At 64.1% G+C, this 15,578-nt stretch carries 13 protein-coding genes; 6 read left to right on the top strand and 7 right to left on the bottom strand.

Annotation, left to right across the window (positions count from 1 at the left end):
- Positions 1–72 precede the first annotated feature (72 nt).
- The 3 genes from QA640_RS02455 to QA640_RS02445 form a co-directional block, all read right to left on the bottom strand.
- A complete protein-coding gene (locus QA640_RS02455) occupies positions 73–1,275 on the bottom strand; it encodes a transporter substrate-binding domain-containing protein (RefSeq protein ID WP_349253687.1) in 1,203 nt (400 codons plus the stop codon).
- A gap of 127 nt (positions 1,276–1,402) precedes the next feature.
- Positions 1,403–3,118 carry a PQQ-dependent dehydrogenase, methanol/ethanol family gene (locus QA640_RS02450; RefSeq protein WP_283039197.1) on the bottom strand — a complete coding sequence of 572 codons (1,716 nt, stop codon included), beginning with the start codon at positions 3,116–3,118 and terminating at the stop codon, positions 1,403–1,405.
- A 416-nt stretch (positions 3,119–3,534) separates the two neighbouring features.
- The gene (locus QA640_RS02445) at positions 3,535–3,825 is read right to left on the bottom strand and encodes an SRPBCC domain-containing protein (RefSeq protein WP_349253686.1); all 291 of its coding nucleotides are present in this window, start codon (positions 3,823–3,825) and stop codon (positions 3,535–3,537) included.
- A 519-nt stretch (positions 3,826–4,344) separates the two neighbouring features.
- Here QA640_RS02445 and QA640_RS02440 point away from each other — a divergent pair.
- From QA640_RS02440 to QA640_RS02425, 4 genes are all read left to right on the top strand, one after another.
- Positions 4,345–4,830, top strand: a complete 486-nt coding sequence (locus tag QA640_RS02440) for a (2Fe-2S)-binding protein (protein ID WP_283039196.1) — start codon at positions 4,345–4,347, stop codon at positions 4,828–4,830.
- Positions 4,831–4,913: 83 nt separating this feature from the next.
- A complete protein-coding gene (locus QA640_RS02435; RefSeq protein ID WP_283039195.1) occupies positions 4,914–7,256 on the top strand; it encodes a xanthine dehydrogenase family protein molybdopterin-binding subunit in 2,343 nt (780 codons plus the stop codon).
- A 14-nt stretch (positions 7,257–7,270) separates the two neighbouring features.
- Positions 7,271–8,071: a xanthine dehydrogenase family protein subunit M gene (locus QA640_RS02430; protein WP_283039194.1), complete on the top strand. Its 801-nt coding sequence runs from the start codon at positions 7,271–7,273 to the stop codon at positions 8,069–8,071.
- A gap of 227 nt (positions 8,072–8,298) precedes the next feature.
- Positions 8,299–9,435: a CaiB/BaiF CoA-transferase family protein gene (locus tag QA640_RS02425; protein ID WP_283039193.1), complete on the top strand. Its 1,137-nt coding sequence runs from the start codon at positions 8,299–8,301 to the stop codon at positions 9,433–9,435.
- A 102-nt stretch (positions 9,436–9,537) separates the two neighbouring features.
- Here QA640_RS02425 and hppD read toward each other — a convergent pair whose 3' ends face one another.
- Positions 9,538–10,656: a 4-hydroxyphenylpyruvate dioxygenase gene (gene hppD / locus QA640_RS02420; protein ID WP_283039192.1), complete on the bottom strand. Its 1,119-nt coding sequence runs from the start codon at positions 10,654–10,656 to the stop codon at positions 9,538–9,540.
- Between the two features lie 120 nt (positions 10,657–10,776).
- Between hppD and QA640_RS02415 the strand changes: the two genes are divergently transcribed.
- Positions 10,777–11,256 (top strand): Lrp/AsnC family transcriptional regulator, encoded by a 480-nt coding sequence (locus QA640_RS02415; protein WP_283039191.1) that lies wholly within the window; start codon positions 10,777–10,779, stop codon positions 11,254–11,256.
- Positions 11,257–11,359: 103 nt separating this feature from the next.
- Positions 11,360–11,671 carry a DUF1272 domain-containing protein gene (locus QA640_RS02410; RefSeq protein ID WP_283039190.1) on the top strand — a complete coding sequence of 104 codons (312 nt, stop codon included), beginning with the start codon at positions 11,360–11,362 and terminating at the stop codon, positions 11,669–11,671.
- A gap of 120 nt (positions 11,672–11,791) precedes the next feature.
- Here the strand turns inward: QA640_RS02410 and fahA are convergent, their stop codons facing one another.
- From fahA to QA640_RS02395, 3 genes are all read right to left on the bottom strand, one after another.
- The gene (fahA, locus tag QA640_RS02405) at positions 11,792–13,063 is read right to left on the bottom strand and encodes a fumarylacetoacetase (protein WP_283039189.1); all 1,272 of its coding nucleotides are present in this window, start codon (positions 13,061–13,063) and stop codon (positions 11,792–11,794) included.
- A gap of 195 nt (positions 13,064–13,258) precedes the next feature.
- Positions 13,259–14,605 (bottom strand): homogentisate 1,2-dioxygenase, encoded by a 1,347-nt coding sequence (gene hmgA, locus QA640_RS02400; protein ID WP_283039188.1) that lies wholly within the window; start codon positions 14,603–14,605, stop codon positions 13,259–13,261.
- Between the two features lie 2 nt (positions 14,606–14,607).
- A complete protein-coding gene (locus QA640_RS02395; protein ID WP_283039187.1) occupies positions 14,608–15,564 on the bottom strand; it encodes an MBL fold metallo-hydrolase in 957 nt (318 codons plus the stop codon).
- Positions 15,565–15,578: the final 14 nt, after the last annotated feature.

Here is a 15,578-nt window from a genome sequence, read left to right as displayed (position 1 = left end):
CGCCCGTCCGGCGCCGGGATGATGCCGGATGGACGCTACCACATCCTCCCGATGGCGTCCGGTCAAGATCGTTCAGTCGTTCGATTCGGACTGGACCGTCAGCAGGAAGGAATAGATGCTGTCGAACTGGTCGTCGGTGAAGACCTCCTTCCAGGCCGGCATGCCCTTGGCAGGCCGGCCTTCATGCACGGTGGTCCAGAATTTCTCGCGCATCTCGTCGCCGTAGCGGTGACGCAGCAGCCGCAGGTCGATCTTCCGTTCGCTCTGGATCGCGTCGGGGCCGTGACAATGCGCGCAGGTCCCGTTGAAGATCTCCTTGCCCGCGCCGACGGCCTCGGCGCTTGGCGCGGCGGCGTCGCCCTTGGTCTCGGTCGCCACCACATTGGCGACCTCAGTCACGTTGGCGCCGGTTTGGGCTCCGGTTCCCGTTCCCGTCGTTGCTCCCTCGGGCGCCGCCTGGACCGCGCCGAAGCGAACGGGTTGTCCGGTCGGCAAGCCGTATTTCACTGCGAGATCGGCGATCGTCTTTTGAAGCTGCGGCAAGATGGCATCGACGCGATCGCGCAGCTCCGTCGACGTCTTCGCGAAGCCGATGGCCGCATCCCACGACAGGCCTTCGCCTTCGGTGAGCTCGATCTGATAGCGATCGCTGTAGGTGGTCTTGTTCAGCCAGCCGGCGACGGGTCCCCAGATGAAAGCGACGTCGGCCTTGCCCTGATCGAGCGCCTGCATGCCTTCCTCGGGCGAGAGCACGGTGACTTTCTGGATGTCGTCGCGACTCGCGAGCAGGTTTTGCGGCGTGCTGGCGAACTGCACGGCGACGCGCTTGCCCTTGAGGCCGTCGAAGCCGCCGATCGCCTGGCCCTTCGCCGCCACCAGGACGTAGCCTTCCTTCACGAAAGCGTTGGAGAAGATCACGGCCGGCCCCATGAAATCCTCGGAGCGCGGCAGGCCGATCATGGCGTCGCATTGCTTGCCGAGCAGCGTGACGCGCACGGTGCGCTTGCCGAAATAGGATTTGTACCAGTCATACGCGATCGGCTGGCCAAGCGCCTTCGCCAGGGCCTGCCCGATCTCGACATAGAAGCCCGGCTGCGACGGACTGTCGCTCGAGAACGGCAGATTGGTAGGATCGGCGCAGAGCCGGAACGGCTGCGCCTCGTCCGCGTGAGCGGTCGTGACCGGCGCGATCATCGCGGACGCGGCAGCCCATGCGACAAGCGCGGTGATGGCGCGATTTCGGTTCTTGCCACTTCCAAGATGACTCCGGCGCATCCTCATCTCCCGTAGTTGGGACGTGTTGGACCAGGCGTTGCGACACACGGTATCGGCCGATGCCGCAACGATCGTCTGGAAAAAGCGCGCGCGTACCTCGTCACCTCTGAGATACGCGCGCGAGTGGTCACTGGACGGAGAACACGAAGAGCGAACCGCCCTCGGGAGTGGCGTCCGCTATCTTCTTGCCAATGCCGCCCAGGAACGCGGGCAGCCCGACCGAGCGGCCGACGACGATCGCAACGTATTGCTTGCCGTCGACCATGTAGGTCACGGGACCTGCGCCGATACCGGAGCCGAGGCTCTTGCTCCAGAGCACCTTGCCGGACTTCGCATCGATGGCGCGGAAGTCGCCATGGAGGTTGCCGGCGAACACCAGGCCGCCGCCGGTGGTCAGCGTGCCGCCGTTGAAAGGCAGGTCTTCCTTGATCGACCAGACCTTCTTCTGGTTCACCGGATCCCACGCCATGAGTTCGCCCATGAATCCGCCCGGGCCCTCCTTGGTCGGGAATTCGGCGCCGAGATAGAACACGCCGCGCTTGTAGGAGACCTCGCCGACCGACCAGTCCATGCAGACGTTATTGGCCGGGATGTAGACGAGACCGGTCTCAGGGTTGAACGACATCGGCTGCCAGTTCTTGCCGCCGATCAGGTTCGGACAGATGTCCTTGGCGGGATGGCCCGGCCCCGGACGCTTGTCGGGATCCTCGACTGCGCGCAACGTGGCGATGTCCCACTTATCCGCCCAGTTGGAGAAGACGTATTTCTCTGCCGACAGCACCTTGCCGGTTTCGCGGTTGGCGACGAAGAAGAAGCCGTTGCGATCCGCCTTCATCAGCGCCGGGACGTTGCTGCCGCCGATCTTGAGGTCGGCGAGCACGGCCTCGTTGACGCCGTCATAGTCCCAGGCGTCCGCCGGCGTGGTCTGGATGTGCCACTTGATCTTGCCGGTGTTGGGATCGAGCGCGAGCGTGGAAGCCGTGTAGAGGTTGGTCAGCTTGCCGAAATTGCCGTCGCCGGTCGAGCGTACGCCCGTGTTCCAGGGCCCGGGATTGCTGGTGCCCCAATAGACGGTATCGCTCTTCGCGTCGTAGGAGCCGACCAGCCAGGCCGCGCCGCCACCATGCTGGGCGGAATCGCCCTTCCAGGTGTCGCCGCCGGGCTCATCCGGATTGGGAACGGTGTAGGTCTGCCACACCTGCTTGCCGGTGTTGATGTCGAAGGCCAGCAGCGCGCCGCGGGCGCCGTACTCGCCGCCGCCGAAGCCGGTGATGACCTTGTCGCGCACCACGAGCGGCGGCGAGGTGATGACCGAGCCCTGCTTGTAATCGACCACCTTCGCCGTCCACAGCGCCTTGCCGGTGGCGGCATCGAGCGCCGTCAGCTTGCCGTCGAGACGGCCGACGAAGATCTTGCCGTCGGCGTAGGAGACGCCGCGATTGTTCACGTCGCAGCAGGCGTATTGCAGCACGTCATCGGGAATGTCGGGCTCGTAGGTCCACTTGCGCGCGCCGGTCGCGGCATCGAGCGCGTAGACGTATTTCGGGCCCCAGGAGCTCGAGACGTACAGCGTGTTGCCGATGACGATCGGCGAGGATTCGTTCGAGCGCAACGACGCCAGCGAGAACGAATAGGCGAGCGTCAGCTTGCCGGCGTTCTCGGTGTTGATCTGCTTGAGCGGGCTGAAGCGCGTGTTGCCGTAGTCGTGGCCGGCGACGGCCCACTGGTTCGCATCGGATTGCGCCTTGAGCAGCGAGTCGTTGGCGCGAACGCCGGACGTGCCGGCTGCCAGCAGCGCGATCATCGAGATGCCAGCCAAGAAGCCCTTCGGTCCAAAGGTCATGTATTCCCTCCGCGGTGTTGTGGTGCACGCCATGTTGAAGCGCTTGAGCGCGTTGCGCTCGTGATGCGCAGTTCATCTGCGAGCCATCGTTCGAAATTACAGCATCGGCTTTGCGCGCTTAGTATAGGCGGAAGGTAGTAGTGCAAATCATCGTCGGCGTTTGCGACGCATGTCGTTGTGCGCATTCGACTCTTGCGGGCAGCTTGCAGTTCGCAACGCGCTGTTGGAGTAAGGCAAGGCGATGCCGCAATCCGATCATCGCTTCGCAAAGCATCGCGTAACGATGCGCGCGCCAATCAGGATGATGGCGCTACCATTGCCGCCAAGTTTCGAAGACATTCGCAGCGAGCTTGCGCGACGTCGAATGGATCAGCCGCGAGCCGCGTTGTGCGGTCTCGTAGGGCAGGATCGTTACGTCAGGCGATTCTTCCTCTGACTTTCGCGCCGCCCTTGGCGAAACCTGCGACGCCGCCGGCGCCTTCGCCGATGATGCGGTAGCTGTTGGCGCATCGATATCGGTCAGCGTCACCTTCGCTGAACGTCGACTTCACCGGACCGACCTTCAGCACCACGGTTGCCGTCATCTCCGTCGGCGATGCCATCTCGAGCGATTGGCAGCCGGGAATGCAGCGCCGGAGAATGCCGGGATCGTTGAGCGCAGCCCACACCTTGGCTTTCGAGGCCGGGATCCGCTGGCTGTCGTTCATCTGCATCGCTTCCGCCCTTTTGCCGCTGCTTGTCCGGCTCGGCCAGGGGCGCGCGCCGCCGATCGATCGCCAGGAAGTCCTGGGACGCCCGCGATCGCCGCGGCTCGCGGACCGCGCCGTCCGGCGCGGCTCGACATCAATAAAATCAATGGCTTAGCCCATCCGCGCCTACTACCAAGATCGCGATTGCAAAGCCGTGAGCGCGTGCTCCTATTCGCGCAACGAACAAGGCATCAAAGGGAGAAACGACGCGCGAGAGGGCTGAGGTCTGGGGGCGAGCGGCGTCGCGCCGCGGCATCGAAAGCACGCCGCGCCAGACGTGACGCAGATTTTTCCGAAAGCGTCTCACGGGTCGCGCCACGCGCTGGCAGCGGCAGGGAACGTCATGATCGAATCGCGCGCCTGCGACGGTTGCCACGATGACCTTTCCATGACGCGCGGTCACCAAAATCCCAGTTGCAAAGTTCCGTTCGCGCTGTCTCTAATTGGAATAACTACAAACATCCGGGAGGAACTCACGTGTCTACAGTCAAACTGACAGTGAACGGCAAGGCGGTCTCTGTCGATGTCGAGGACCGCACGCTGCTGGTCCATCTCCTGCGCGATCACCTCAACCTCACCGGCACCCATGTCGGCTGCGACACCAGCCAGTGCGGCGCCTGTGTCGTGCACATCGACGGCCGCGCGGTGAAATCCTGCACCATGCTGGCAGGTCAGGCCGACGGCGCCAGCGTCACCACGATCGAAGGTCTTGCCAAGGGTGACGAGCTGCATCCGATGCAGGCGGCATTCCGCGATAATCACGGTCTGCAGTGCGGCTACTGCACCCCGGGCATGATCATGTCGGCGATCGACATCGTGCAGCGCCATGGTGGCCAGCTCGATGAAGCCACCGTCCGCCACGAGCTCGAAGGCAATATCTGCCGCTGCACCGGCTACCACAACATCGTGAAGGCGGTGCTGGATGCGGCCGGCCGCATGAAGGTCGCGCAGGCCGCCGAGTAAGCGGCGACCTCGCCACATCGAACAAGCGCCGCAGCTTTCGATGGAAAGCGCGGTCAAACAAATTCCGGTCGGGAGGACAGGACATGGGTGTTGAAGGCATTGGCGCAAGCGTTGTGCGCAAGGAAGACAAGCGTTTCATTACCGGCAAGGGCCGGTATGTCGACGACGTCAAGTTACCGGGCATGACCTATGCCCATTTCGTCCGCAGCCCCCACGCGCATGCCAAGGTGAAAGGCATCGACGCTTCCGCGGCGTTGAAGATGCCGGGCGTGGTCGCCGTGCTCAACGGCAAGCAGCTCGTCGACGACAAGGTCGGCAACCTCATCTGCGGCTGGGCCATCACCTCCAAGGACGGCAGCCCGATGAAGATGGGCGCATGGCCGGCGATGGCGCCGGAGACGGTACGCTTCGTCGGACAGGCCGTCGCGGTCGTCATCGCCGAGAGCAAGAACCTGGCCCGCGATGCCGCCGAAGCCGTGGTCGTCGATTACGAGGAACTGCCCGCTGTCGCGAACGTGACCGACGCGATCAAAGCCGGCGCACCTCAACTCCATCCCGAGGCACCCGGCAACCAGATCTATGACTGGGTCATCGGCGACGAGAATGCGGTGAACGACGCCTTTTCGAAGGCGGCCAATGTGGTGAAGCTCGACCTCACCAATAACCGCCTCGCGCCGAACCCGATGGAGCCGCGCTCGGCGGTCGCCGACTACAACGAGGCGGAAGAGCATTTCACGCTCTACACGACATCGCAGAATCCGCACGTCGCGCGCCTCGTGCTCTCGGCCTTCTACAACATCGCGCCCGAGCACAAGCTGCGCGTGATCGCGCCCGATGTCGGCGGCGGCTTCGGCTCCAAGATCTACATCTATCCCGAGGAGATGGTGGCGCTGTGGGCGTCGAAGAAGACCGGCCGTCCGGTGAAGTGGACCGGCGACCGCACCGAAGCCTTCCTCACCGACGCGCATGGCCGCGACCATGTCACCCATGCCGAGATGGCGTTCGACGCCAACAACAAGATCACCGGGTTGAAGGTGAAAACCTACGCCAATTTCGGCGCCTACATGTCGCTGTTCTCCTCAGCCGTGCCGACCTATCTCTACGCGACGCTGCTATCGGGCCAGTACAACATTCCGGCGATCCATGCCGAGGTGATCGCCGTCTACACCAATACCACGCCGGTCGACGCCTATCGTGGCGCCGGCCGACCGGAGGCGAGCTACCTGGTTGAGCGGATGATGGAGACGGCGGCACGGCAGCTCAATGTCGATCCGGCCGCACTGCGCAAGACGAACTTCATCACCCAGTTCCCGCACCAGACGCCCGTCATCATGGCCTATGACACCGGCGACTTTAATGCTTCGCTCGACGCGGCGATGAAGGCGATCGACTATGCCGGCTTCGCGGGCCGCAAGGCGCAGGCAAAGGCCCAAGGCAAGCTGCGCGGCATCGGCGTCTCCTGCTACATCGAGGCCTGCGGCATCGCACCGTCGAAGGCGGTCGGCAGCCTGGGTGCCGGCGTCGGTCTGTGGGAATCGGCCGAAGTGCGCGTCAACCCGGTCGGGACTATCGAAGTATTGACGGGTTCGCACAGCCACGGCCAAGGCCATGAGACGGCGTTCGCTCAGCTCATTTCGGATCGCCTCGGCATTCCCATAAGCCAGGTTTCGATCGTCCATGGCGATACCGACAAGGTGCAGTTCGGCATGGGCACCTACGGCTCGCGTTCCGCGGCCGTCGGTCTCACCGCCATCCTCAAAGCCGTGGAGAAGGTCGAGTCCAAGGCCAAGAAGATCGCCGCGCACCAGCTGGAAGCGTCGGAGGCCGACATCGTCATCGAGAACGGCGAGTTCAAGGTGACCGGCACCGACAAGGTGATCGCGCTGCCGATGGTCGCCCTCGCGGCCTACACCGCGCACAACCTGCCTGACGGGATGGAGCCGGGCCTGAAGGAAAGCGCCTTCTACGACCCCTCCAACTTCACCTTCCCGGCCGGCGCCTACATCTGCGAACTCGAGGTCGACCCTGGCACCGGCAAGACGTCGTTCGTCAACTTCGTGGCGGCCGACGACTTCGGGCGCCTGATCAACCCGATGATCGTCGAGGGCCAGGTCCATGGCGGTCTCGCGCAAGGCATCGGCCAGGCGCTGCTCGAGCACGCGGTCTATGACGCCAACGGACAGCCGATCACGGCCTCGTTCATGGATTACACCATGCCGCGCGCCGACGACCTGCCGTCGTTCAAGCTCAGCCACACCACGACGCTCTGCCCGGGCAATCCGCTCGGCATCAAGGGCTGCGGCGAGGCCGGCGCGATCGGTGCGTCCGCTGCGGTGATCAACGCGATCACGGACGCGATCGGCAAGAACAACCTGGAAATGCCCGCGACCCCTGACCGGGTGTGGCGCACGATCCACGCGGCTTAAGAGGAGGAACGAAGATGTACCAGACCACCTATCATCGCGCCTCCTCCGTCGACGAGGCAGCCGCGCTTTTCGCCAAGGGCAGCGAGGCAAGATATCTCTCCGGCGGCCAGACGCTGCTGCCGGTGATGAAGCAGCGGCTCGCCAGTCCCTCTGATGTGATCGACCTTGCGAAGATCAAGGAGCTGATCGGCGTTGAAGCCTCCGGCGACACGCTGACCATCAAGGCGGCGACGCCGCATTACGACGTCGCGACGAGCGACGCCGCGAAGAAGGCGATCCCGGCGGTTGCCTATCTGGCCTCGCTGATCGGCGATCCCGCGGTGCGCTACCTCGGCACGATCGGCGGCTCGCTCGCCAACAACGATCCGGCCGCCGACTATCCGGCCGCGGTGCTGGCGCTGGGCGCGACGATCAAGACCAACAAGCGCTCGATCGCGGCCGACGACTTCTTCAAGGGCCTGTTCGCGACCGCACTCGAAGACGGCGAGATCATCACCGCCGTGTCGTTCCCGGTTCCGGCGAAGGCGGGTTACGCCAAATTCCCGCATCCGGCCTCGCGCTTCGCACTGACCGGCGTGTTCGTTGCCCAGACGAGGTCGGGCGACGTCCGCGTCGCCGCGACCGGCGCCTCGCAGAGCGGCGTGATGCGCGTTGGCGCGCTCGAAGCCGCGCTGAAGGCGAACTGGGCGGCAAGCGCGGTCGATGGCGTCTCGATCCCGGCGAGCGGCTTGCTGAGCGATCTCCACGGCTCGGCCGACTACCGTGCCAACCTGATCAAGGTCATGGCGCAGCGCGCGGTGGCCGCCGCGGGCTGATCAAATAGCTAAAGCGCGACGACGATCGCGCTTTAGCCACTCAACACAAATTTTCCGCGGCGCGCAGCAATGCGCGCCGCTTTTATTATGCGCCCATGCATCAAAAGCGCTTGCCTCGTCAGGTCGAAGGCGAGAAAATTTAATCGACCAATTAACTCGCCCACAGAGGAACGTCCAAACGGGTGCCGCTTCGCGCGCCCGTCTTGCGGCCCCGAGGAAACAACAACGTGCCCGATCAATCAGCCCGAGAATCAGTTCAAGAAAAATCAGAAGGCTCATCCGCCCGCGCCTCCGGCCCGCTCGCAGGCTTCCGCATCGTCGAATTCGCCGGCATCGGCCCCGGCCCGTTCGCCTGCATGCTGCTCGCCGACATGGGCGCCGAGGTCGTCACACTCGATCGTGTCGGTGCGAACAAAAGCATGAAGTCGGTGGCCGGCCGCGGCCGCAAGGTGATCGAGCTCGACTTGAAGGACAAGGCGGCGATCGCCGAGGTGCTTGACCTGCTCGCTCGCGCAGACGCGCTGATCGAAGGTTTTCGCCCGGGCGTGATGGAGCGGCTCGGGCTCGGCCCCGATGTCGTGCTCGCGCGCAATCCAAAGCTCGTCTATGGCCGCATGACCGGCTGGGGCCAGGAAGGTCCGCTGGCGAATGCCGCGGGCCACGACATCAATTACATCTCCGTCACCGGCGCACTGGCCGCCATCGGCACGAAGGACGCGCCGGTGCCGCCGCTCAATCTCGTCGGCGATTTCGGCGGCGGCGCACTTTATCTGGTGGTCGGTGTGCTCGCCGCGCTCCTGGAAGCGCAAAAGTCCGGCAAGGGCCAGGTGGTGGACACCGCGATGTGCGACGGGGCGGCCTCACTGATGTCGTTCTTCTTCGACATGACCGCGATGGGCCGCTGGACCGAAGGCCGCGACCAGAACTTTCTGGACGGCGGCGCGCATTTCTACGGCGTCTACGAATGCGCCTGCGGCCATTTCATCTCGATCGGTTCGATCGAGCCGCAGTTCTACGCGCTGCTGCGGCAACACGCCGGGCTCACCGACGCCGATTTCGACGCGCAGATGGACCGCAAGGCCTGGCCGGCGCTGAAGGCAAAGCTGAAGGCGATCTTCAAGAGCAAGACACGCGAGGATTGGTGCGGGATCATGGAAGGCACCGACATCTGCTTCGCGCCGGTGCTGACGATGTCGGAGGCGACAAAGCATCCGCACATGGTCGCGCGCAGCGTCTTCGTCGAACGCCACGGCGTGAAGCAGCCCGCGCCGGCGCCAAGGTTCTCGCGCACGCCGTCAGGGATCCGCGAGCCGGAGGCGGCGGAGATCGGCGCGCTAACGGAGGCGTGGAAGGCGGACCGGTAGCAACGCCCTCGAAGGGTGTGCAAAGGCGCGTAGCGCCGTGCCCACCAGCAATTGCAGACAGAAGCGGTGGCACGCTCGGCTTTGCCCAACCTACAGCAGCGGTTACGCCGCGTTGTCCACCTTCAGCACGCCGCGCCTGATCTGATCCTCCTCGATCGATTCGAACAGCGCCTTGAAATTGCCCTCGCCAAAGCCGTCGTCGCCCTTGCGCTGGATGAACTCGAAGAAGATCGGGCCGATCGCATTCGCCGAGAAGATCTGGAGCAGCACCTTGGTCTGGCCGCCGTCGACGACACCCTCGCCGTCGATCAAAATGCCGTTTCGCTGCAATCGCGCGACGTCCTCGCCGTGCTTGGGCAGCCGCGCGTCGATCTTCTCGAAGTAGGTGTCGGGCGGCGACGGCATGAACGGCAGGCCGGCCGCACGCAGGCCTTCGATCGTGCCGTGGATCTCGCGGCAGCCGCAGGCGATGTGCTGGATGCCCTCGCCGCGATAGATCTTCAGATACTCCTCGATCTGGCCGGAATCGCCGGCGTCCTCATTGATGGGAATGCGGATCTTGCCGTCGGGGCTGGTCAGCGCCCGCGAGAACAGGCCGGACGCGCGGCCCTCGATGTCGAAGAAGCGGATCTGGCGGAAATTGAAGAGCTTTTCATAGAAGCCGGCCCACACATCCATTTGGCCGCGATGGACATTGTGGGTGAGGTGATCGAGATAGAACAGGCCGGCACCTTGGGGCCGCGGGTCGCGCGCGCCAAGCCATTCGAACTCGGCGTCGTAGGCAGAGCCCTTGGCGCCGTAGCAATCGACGAGATACAGCAGGCTGCCGCCGATACCCTTGATCGCTGGCACGTCCAGCGACTTCTGCGCGGAGGTGACGTCGGCCGGCTCGGCGCCGAGCGCGATGGCGCGGTCATAGGCCGCCTTCGCATCGACGACGCGGAACGCCATCGACGGCGCGCACGGCCCGTGGGCGCCGACGAAATCGAAGCCATGCGTGCCCGGCTCCTCGTTGACGAGATAGTTGATATCGCCTTGGCGATAGACCGTGATCTTCTTGGTCTTGTGGCGCGCGACCGGTGCAAAGCCCATCAGCTTGAACAGCGCGTGCAGCTGTTGCGGATCGGGGTGGGCATATTCGACGAACTCGAACCCGTCGGTGCCCATCGGATTGTCGGCGCTGATGGTGGCGGGCGGTGCATCGTGCGGAAACGGACCCATTGGCGAACCCTCCAAATTGCTTGCCAGAACTATCCTTCATGGGGCGCGCAATGGGCGTGCAAACGGAACGCGTTTCCGGTAGTTTATACACGATCTGTGCATAAAACGGATAAAGGACGCATGATTCCGGTAGATGCCTTCGACCTCAAGATCCTCACCGCGCTCCAGGACGACGGCCGCCTCACCAACCAGGAACTCGCCGACATCGCGGGGCTTTCGGCTTCGCAATGCTCGCGCCGGCGGATGCGGCTTGAGGAGGAGAAGGTGATCGCGGGCTATCACGCCGATCTCTCCAGCGAGGCGCTCGGCTTCAGCGTGATCGCCTTCATCCAGGTGACGCTGGCGACGCACTCGCCCGACAATGCCAAGCGATTCCGCAGCCTCGTCGGCCGCATCGACGAGATCCAGGAGGCCTATTCGCTCACCGGCGACGCAGACTATGTGCTGAAGGCCGTGCTGCGCGACCTCAGGGGACTCTCCAACCTCGTCAACGACATCCTGATGCCGCACCAGAGCGTCGCGCATGTGCGCTCCTCGATCGTGCTCGACCGGCTGAAAGAAAGCTCGCGGCTGCCGTTGAAGGGGCTCACGCCTGGCTGAAATCGAGGGAAATACGACATTCGCGCGAAGCGTGCGATTTGCGATGATCGGCGCCAGCCTATTTTTGTTTGAGCATGATCATCATGCTCCGGGAGACTGAGCCATGGCCCTGCAGCTTCGGCCCAACTGCGAATATTGCGACTGCGACCTGCCCCCTGGCGCAACGAATGCGCGGATCTGCTCCTATGAATGCACGTTCTGTGCCGACTGCGTCGAGACGAGGCTCTTCAACGTCTGCCCGAATTGCGGCGGCGGCTTTGCTCCGCGCCCGATCCGCCCCACGCAGGAGTGGCGGCCGGGCGTGTGCACGAGCAAGCAGGCACCGTCCGACAAGCGGGTGCATTTGAAATACAGCGCGGAGGATGTCGCCGCGCATTGCGCGAGAATCCGCAATGTGCCGCCGGAAGCGCGGTAGCCGCCCCCACACCGTCATTGCGAGCAAAGCGAAGCAATCCAGAATCTTTCCGCGGAGATACTCTGGATTGCTTCGTCGCTTCGCTCCTCGCAACGACGGAGATTGTGGCAGTGGCGAAGCTTAATCCGCCGGCAGAATCGTTCCCTCCACCTCGCCGAAGCCGACGCGGTAGCCGTCGCCCTGACACCAGCCGCGCATGACGAGGCTGTCACCGTCCTCGAGGAACGAACGTTTGGTGCCATCAGGCAATTCCACCGGCTCGGCGCCGTTCCAGGAGATTTCGAGCAGGCTGCCGCGCTGGGTTCTTTCCGGCCCGGAGATCGTGCCCGAGCCGAGGAGATCGCCGACATTCATGGCGCAGCCGCCCGAGGCGTGGTGCATCAATTGCTGCACCGAGGACCAGTACATGTATTTGAAATTGGTGCGGCTGATGCTGGCCGCGGCATTCGTGCCGGCGGCGCGCAAGGAGACGTCGAGCTCGATATCGTAGTTCTGCGGCCGACCCTGTTTGAGATAATCGAGCGGCGCCGGGCTCTGCTCCGGTCCTTGCAGGCGGAACGGCTCCAGCGCCTCGCGCGTCACCACCCACGGGCTGATCGAGGTCGCGAAGGCCTTTGCGAGGAACGGTCCGAGCGGCACATATTCCCATTGCTGGATGTCGCGCGCGCTCCAGTCGTTCAGCAGCACGAAGCCGAAGATCATCTCCTCGGCCTGCTGCTCGCTGAGCATGCCACCCATCGGCGACGGCTGTCCGAGGACGACGCCCATCTCCAGCTCGAAGTCCAGCCGCTTGCAGGCTGCAAAACTCGGCACCTCGGCGGTCGGCGGCTTCAACTGCCCGCGCGGCCGCTTAATCCTGGTACCGCTGACGACCACGGTCGAGGCGCGGCCGTTGTAGCCGATCGGCATATAGAGCCAGTTCGGCTGCAGCGCATTGTCCTTGCCGCGGAACATCACCCCGACATTGGTGGCGTGCTCCCTGGACGAATAGAAGTCGGTATAGCCGGAGACCACGAACGGCAGATGCAGCCGTACGTCGCGCATCGGCACCAGGGCCTGTTTGCGCAGTTCCTCGTTGTCGCGCAGCTCCGGATGATCATGGCGAAGCAGCTCGCTGATCCGCGCCCGTGTCCTCGCCCAGACCTTTGGACCGAGCGCCATGAACGGATTGAGCGACCGCGCCGAGAACACGCCGAGCGGGCCGACATCGAGCCGCGAGTCCTGTTCGAGCTCCCAGAGGTCGAGCACGAAGTCACCGATCGCGACCCCAACGCGCGGCGCCGGATAGGCCGCCGTCGAGAACACGCCGTAGGGCAGGTTCTGGATCGGGAAGTCGGAGGACGGATCGACGTCGATGAAGGAGCGGAGGCTGGGATCGTTGGCGTGGGGCATTTCTTTCCCGATCTGGACTCAGGTGAGGCTTCTCCACCCTCCCCTGGAGGGGGAGGGTCGGTTCGCATGAAGCGAGGCGGAATGCGAAGCGGGGTGGGATGACCTCTCCTCTCGGGCACCGCCTCAATGGAGGGACTGTCACCCCACCCCGCTCGCTAGCGCGAGCGACCCTCCCCCTCCAGGGGAGGGTAAGTGTCACGGCCTATTCGGATCGAACCGCTTTTCAAGTCCCTTCCAGCAATCCGCGTAATTATCCTGCAACGTCGGCGATTTCGCGGCATGCGCGGTGACGCGTTGGGGGTAGCGGGTCTCGAACATGAAGGCGAGCGTGCCGGTGAGCTTGACCGGCTTCAATTCGCCGTTGCTCGCGTGCTCGAAGGCGTCGCGGTCGGGGCCGTGCGGCAGCATGCAATTGTGCAGGCTCATGCCGCCGGGGACGAAGCCTTCCGGCTTCGCATCATAGACGCCGTACACGAGGCCCATGAACTCGCTCATGATGTTCATGTGATACCAGGGCGGCCGGAAGGTGTTGTCCGCGACCAACCAGCGCTCGGGGAAGATGACGAAGTCGATATTCGCCGTGCCCGCGGTTTCCGACGGCGAGGTCAGCACCGTGAAGATCGAGGGGTCGGGATGGTCGAAGGCGATCGCGCCGACCGGCGAGAAGGTGCGCAGGTCGTACTTGTACGGCGCGTAATTGCCGTGCCAGGCGACGACGTCGATCGGCGAATGGGCGAGCTGCGTCTTGAACAGCGAGCCGCCCCACTTCACGTAGAGCTCGGTCGGCGTGTCCTTGTCCTCGTAGCTCGCCACCGGCGTCAGGAAGTCGCGCGCATTGGCAAGACAGTTGGCGCCGATCGGGCCGCGCTCCGGCAGCGTGAAGGCGCCGCCATAGTTTTCGCAGAGATAGCCGCGCGCCGGCCCATTCGGAATCTCGGCGCGGAACTTGACGCCGCGCGGGATCACCACGATCTCGCCGGGCTCGGCGTCGATGCGACCGAACTCGGTGACGAGACGAAGATTGCCCTGCTGGAGCACGAACATCAGCTCGCCGTCGGCATTGTAGAAATGCTGGTCCACCATCGATTTGGTGATGAGGTAGACATGCGCGGCCATGCCTCCTTGCGTGTTGACGTCGCCCGCCGTCGTCATGGTCTGCACGCCCCCGAGGAAGGTAATCTCCTCCGTCGGGATCGGCGTCGGGTCCCAGCGCAGCTGCGCGATCGGCAAATCGTATTCATGGCATGGCGCCGAGCGCCACAGGCCGGCGTCGACTTTCTCGAAGCGCCCCGAATGCTTCACCGAGGGACGGATGCGATAGAGCCAGGAGCGCTCATTGGTGCCGCGCGGCGCGGTGAAAGGCGAGCCCGAGAGCTGCTCGGCATAGAGCCCATAGGCGCAGCGCTGCGGCGAGTTGCGTCCCATCGGCAGCGCGCCCGGCAGCGCCTCCGTCTCAAAGCTGTTGCCGAAGCCGGACATGTAGCCCGGCGTGACCTGTGCAGTGCTGCGAACGATCTGATCGGGCGAGGTATTGATGTTCATGACTATCCTCCTCCTTGCAGGGCCGCCCACATCTCCTGGTCGCGCTTGTCGGTCCAGATCACGGGATCGTCGATCCCCGACGCCTCGTCGAAGGCGCGCGACACGTTGAACGGCAGGCAGTGCTCGTAGATGGCAAAGCTCGAAAACTTGGGATCCATCACCTCGCGCGTCGCCGCCATGGTTTCCTTCAGCGTGCGCCCCTTGGCCACGGAGATCTCGGCCGCGCCATAGAGCGTGGTGACGAAATCGCGCGTCATCGCGATCGCCTCGCGCGCGGTGGTGGTGCCCTTCAGCGCATCGCCGCGGCCCGGCGCGATCGCCTTGGGATTGAAGTTGCGGATCTCGGTCAGCGTCAGCGGCCACTCGCGCAGATGCGCATCGCCGCAATAGCAGGCCGAGTGGTATTCGATGAGATCGCCGGAGAACATCACTTCCGCATCCGGCACCCAGGCAACGATGTCGCCGGAGGTGTGGCCCGCCCCGAGCTGCATCAGCCGCACCTCGCGTTTTCCGAGATAGATCGACATCTCGCCTTCGAAAGTGAGCGTCGGCCAGGTCAGCCCAGGAATACTCTGCGCATCCTGAAAAAGGCGTGGGAAGCGACCATACTCGGAATCCCAATCCTGCTTGCCGCGTTCCTCGATCAGCCGATAGGTCTCCTGCGAGGCGACGATGCCTTGCGCCTTGTAGGCGGACGCGCCCAGCACGCGGACGGCGTGATAATGCGACAGCACGACATATTTGATCGGCTTGTCGGTGACACTGCGCACGCGCTCGATCACCTTGTTGGCCATCGCCGGCGTTGCCTGCGCGTCGAACACCAGACAGCCGTCCTCGCCGACGATGACCGCAGAGTTCGGATCGCCTTCGGCGGTAAAGGCATAGAGATCGGCCCCGATCTCGGAGAAGGTGACCTTCTTCTCCGCGAGATCGCCGGTGGATGCGAAGTTCTTCGCCATCAGTTCGTTCCTTG

It is taken from the genome of Bradyrhizobium sp. CB82, from assembly GCF_029714405.1.
Classification (GTDB): Bacteria; Pseudomonadota; Alphaproteobacteria; order Rhizobiales; family Xanthobacteraceae; genus Bradyrhizobium.
This window is presented reverse-complemented; position numbering and strand designations above follow the sequence as displayed.

Bases quoted from the DNA above. Each gene is read 5' to 3' on its own strand.
- QA640_RS02455 (WP_349253687.1), bottom strand. From the start codon at position 1,275: ATGCGCCGGAGTCATCTTGGAAGTGGCAAGAACCGAAATCGCGCCATC.
- QA640_RS02450 (WP_283039197.1), bottom strand. From the start codon at position 3,118: ATGACCTTTGGACCGAAGGGCTTCTTGGCTGGCATCTCGATGATCGCG.
- QA640_RS02445 (WP_349253686.1), bottom strand. From the start codon at position 3,825: ATGAACGACAGCCAGCGGATCCCGGCCTCGAAAGCCAAGGTGTGGGCT.
- QA640_RS02435 (WP_283039195.1), top strand. From the start codon at position 4,914: ATGGGTGTTGAAGGCATTGGCGCAAGCGTTGTGCGCAAGGAAGACAAG.
- QA640_RS02430 (WP_283039194.1), top strand. From the start codon at position 7,271: ATGTACCAGACCACCTATCATCGCGCCTCCTCCGTCGACGAGGCAGCC.
- hppD (WP_283039192.1), bottom strand. From the start codon at position 10,656: ATGGGTCCGTTTCCGCACGATGCACCGCCCGCCACCATCAGCGCCGAC.
- QA640_RS02415 (WP_283039191.1), top strand. From the start codon at position 10,777: ATGATTCCGGTAGATGCCTTCGACCTCAAGATCCTCACCGCGCTCCAG.
- QA640_RS02410 (WP_283039190.1), top strand. From the start codon at position 11,360: ATGGCCCTGCAGCTTCGGCCCAACTGCGAATATTGCGACTGCGACCTG.
- fahA (WP_283039189.1), bottom strand. From the start codon at position 13,063: ATGCCCCACGCCAACGATCCCAGCCTCCGCTCCTTCATCGACGTCGAT.
- hmgA (WP_283039188.1), bottom strand. From the start codon at position 14,605: ATGAACATCAATACCTCGCCCGATCAGATCGTTCGCAGCACTGCACAG.
- QA640_RS02395 (WP_283039187.1), bottom strand. From the start codon at position 15,564: ATGGCGAAGAACTTCGCATCCACCGGCGATCTCGCGGAGAAGAAGGTC.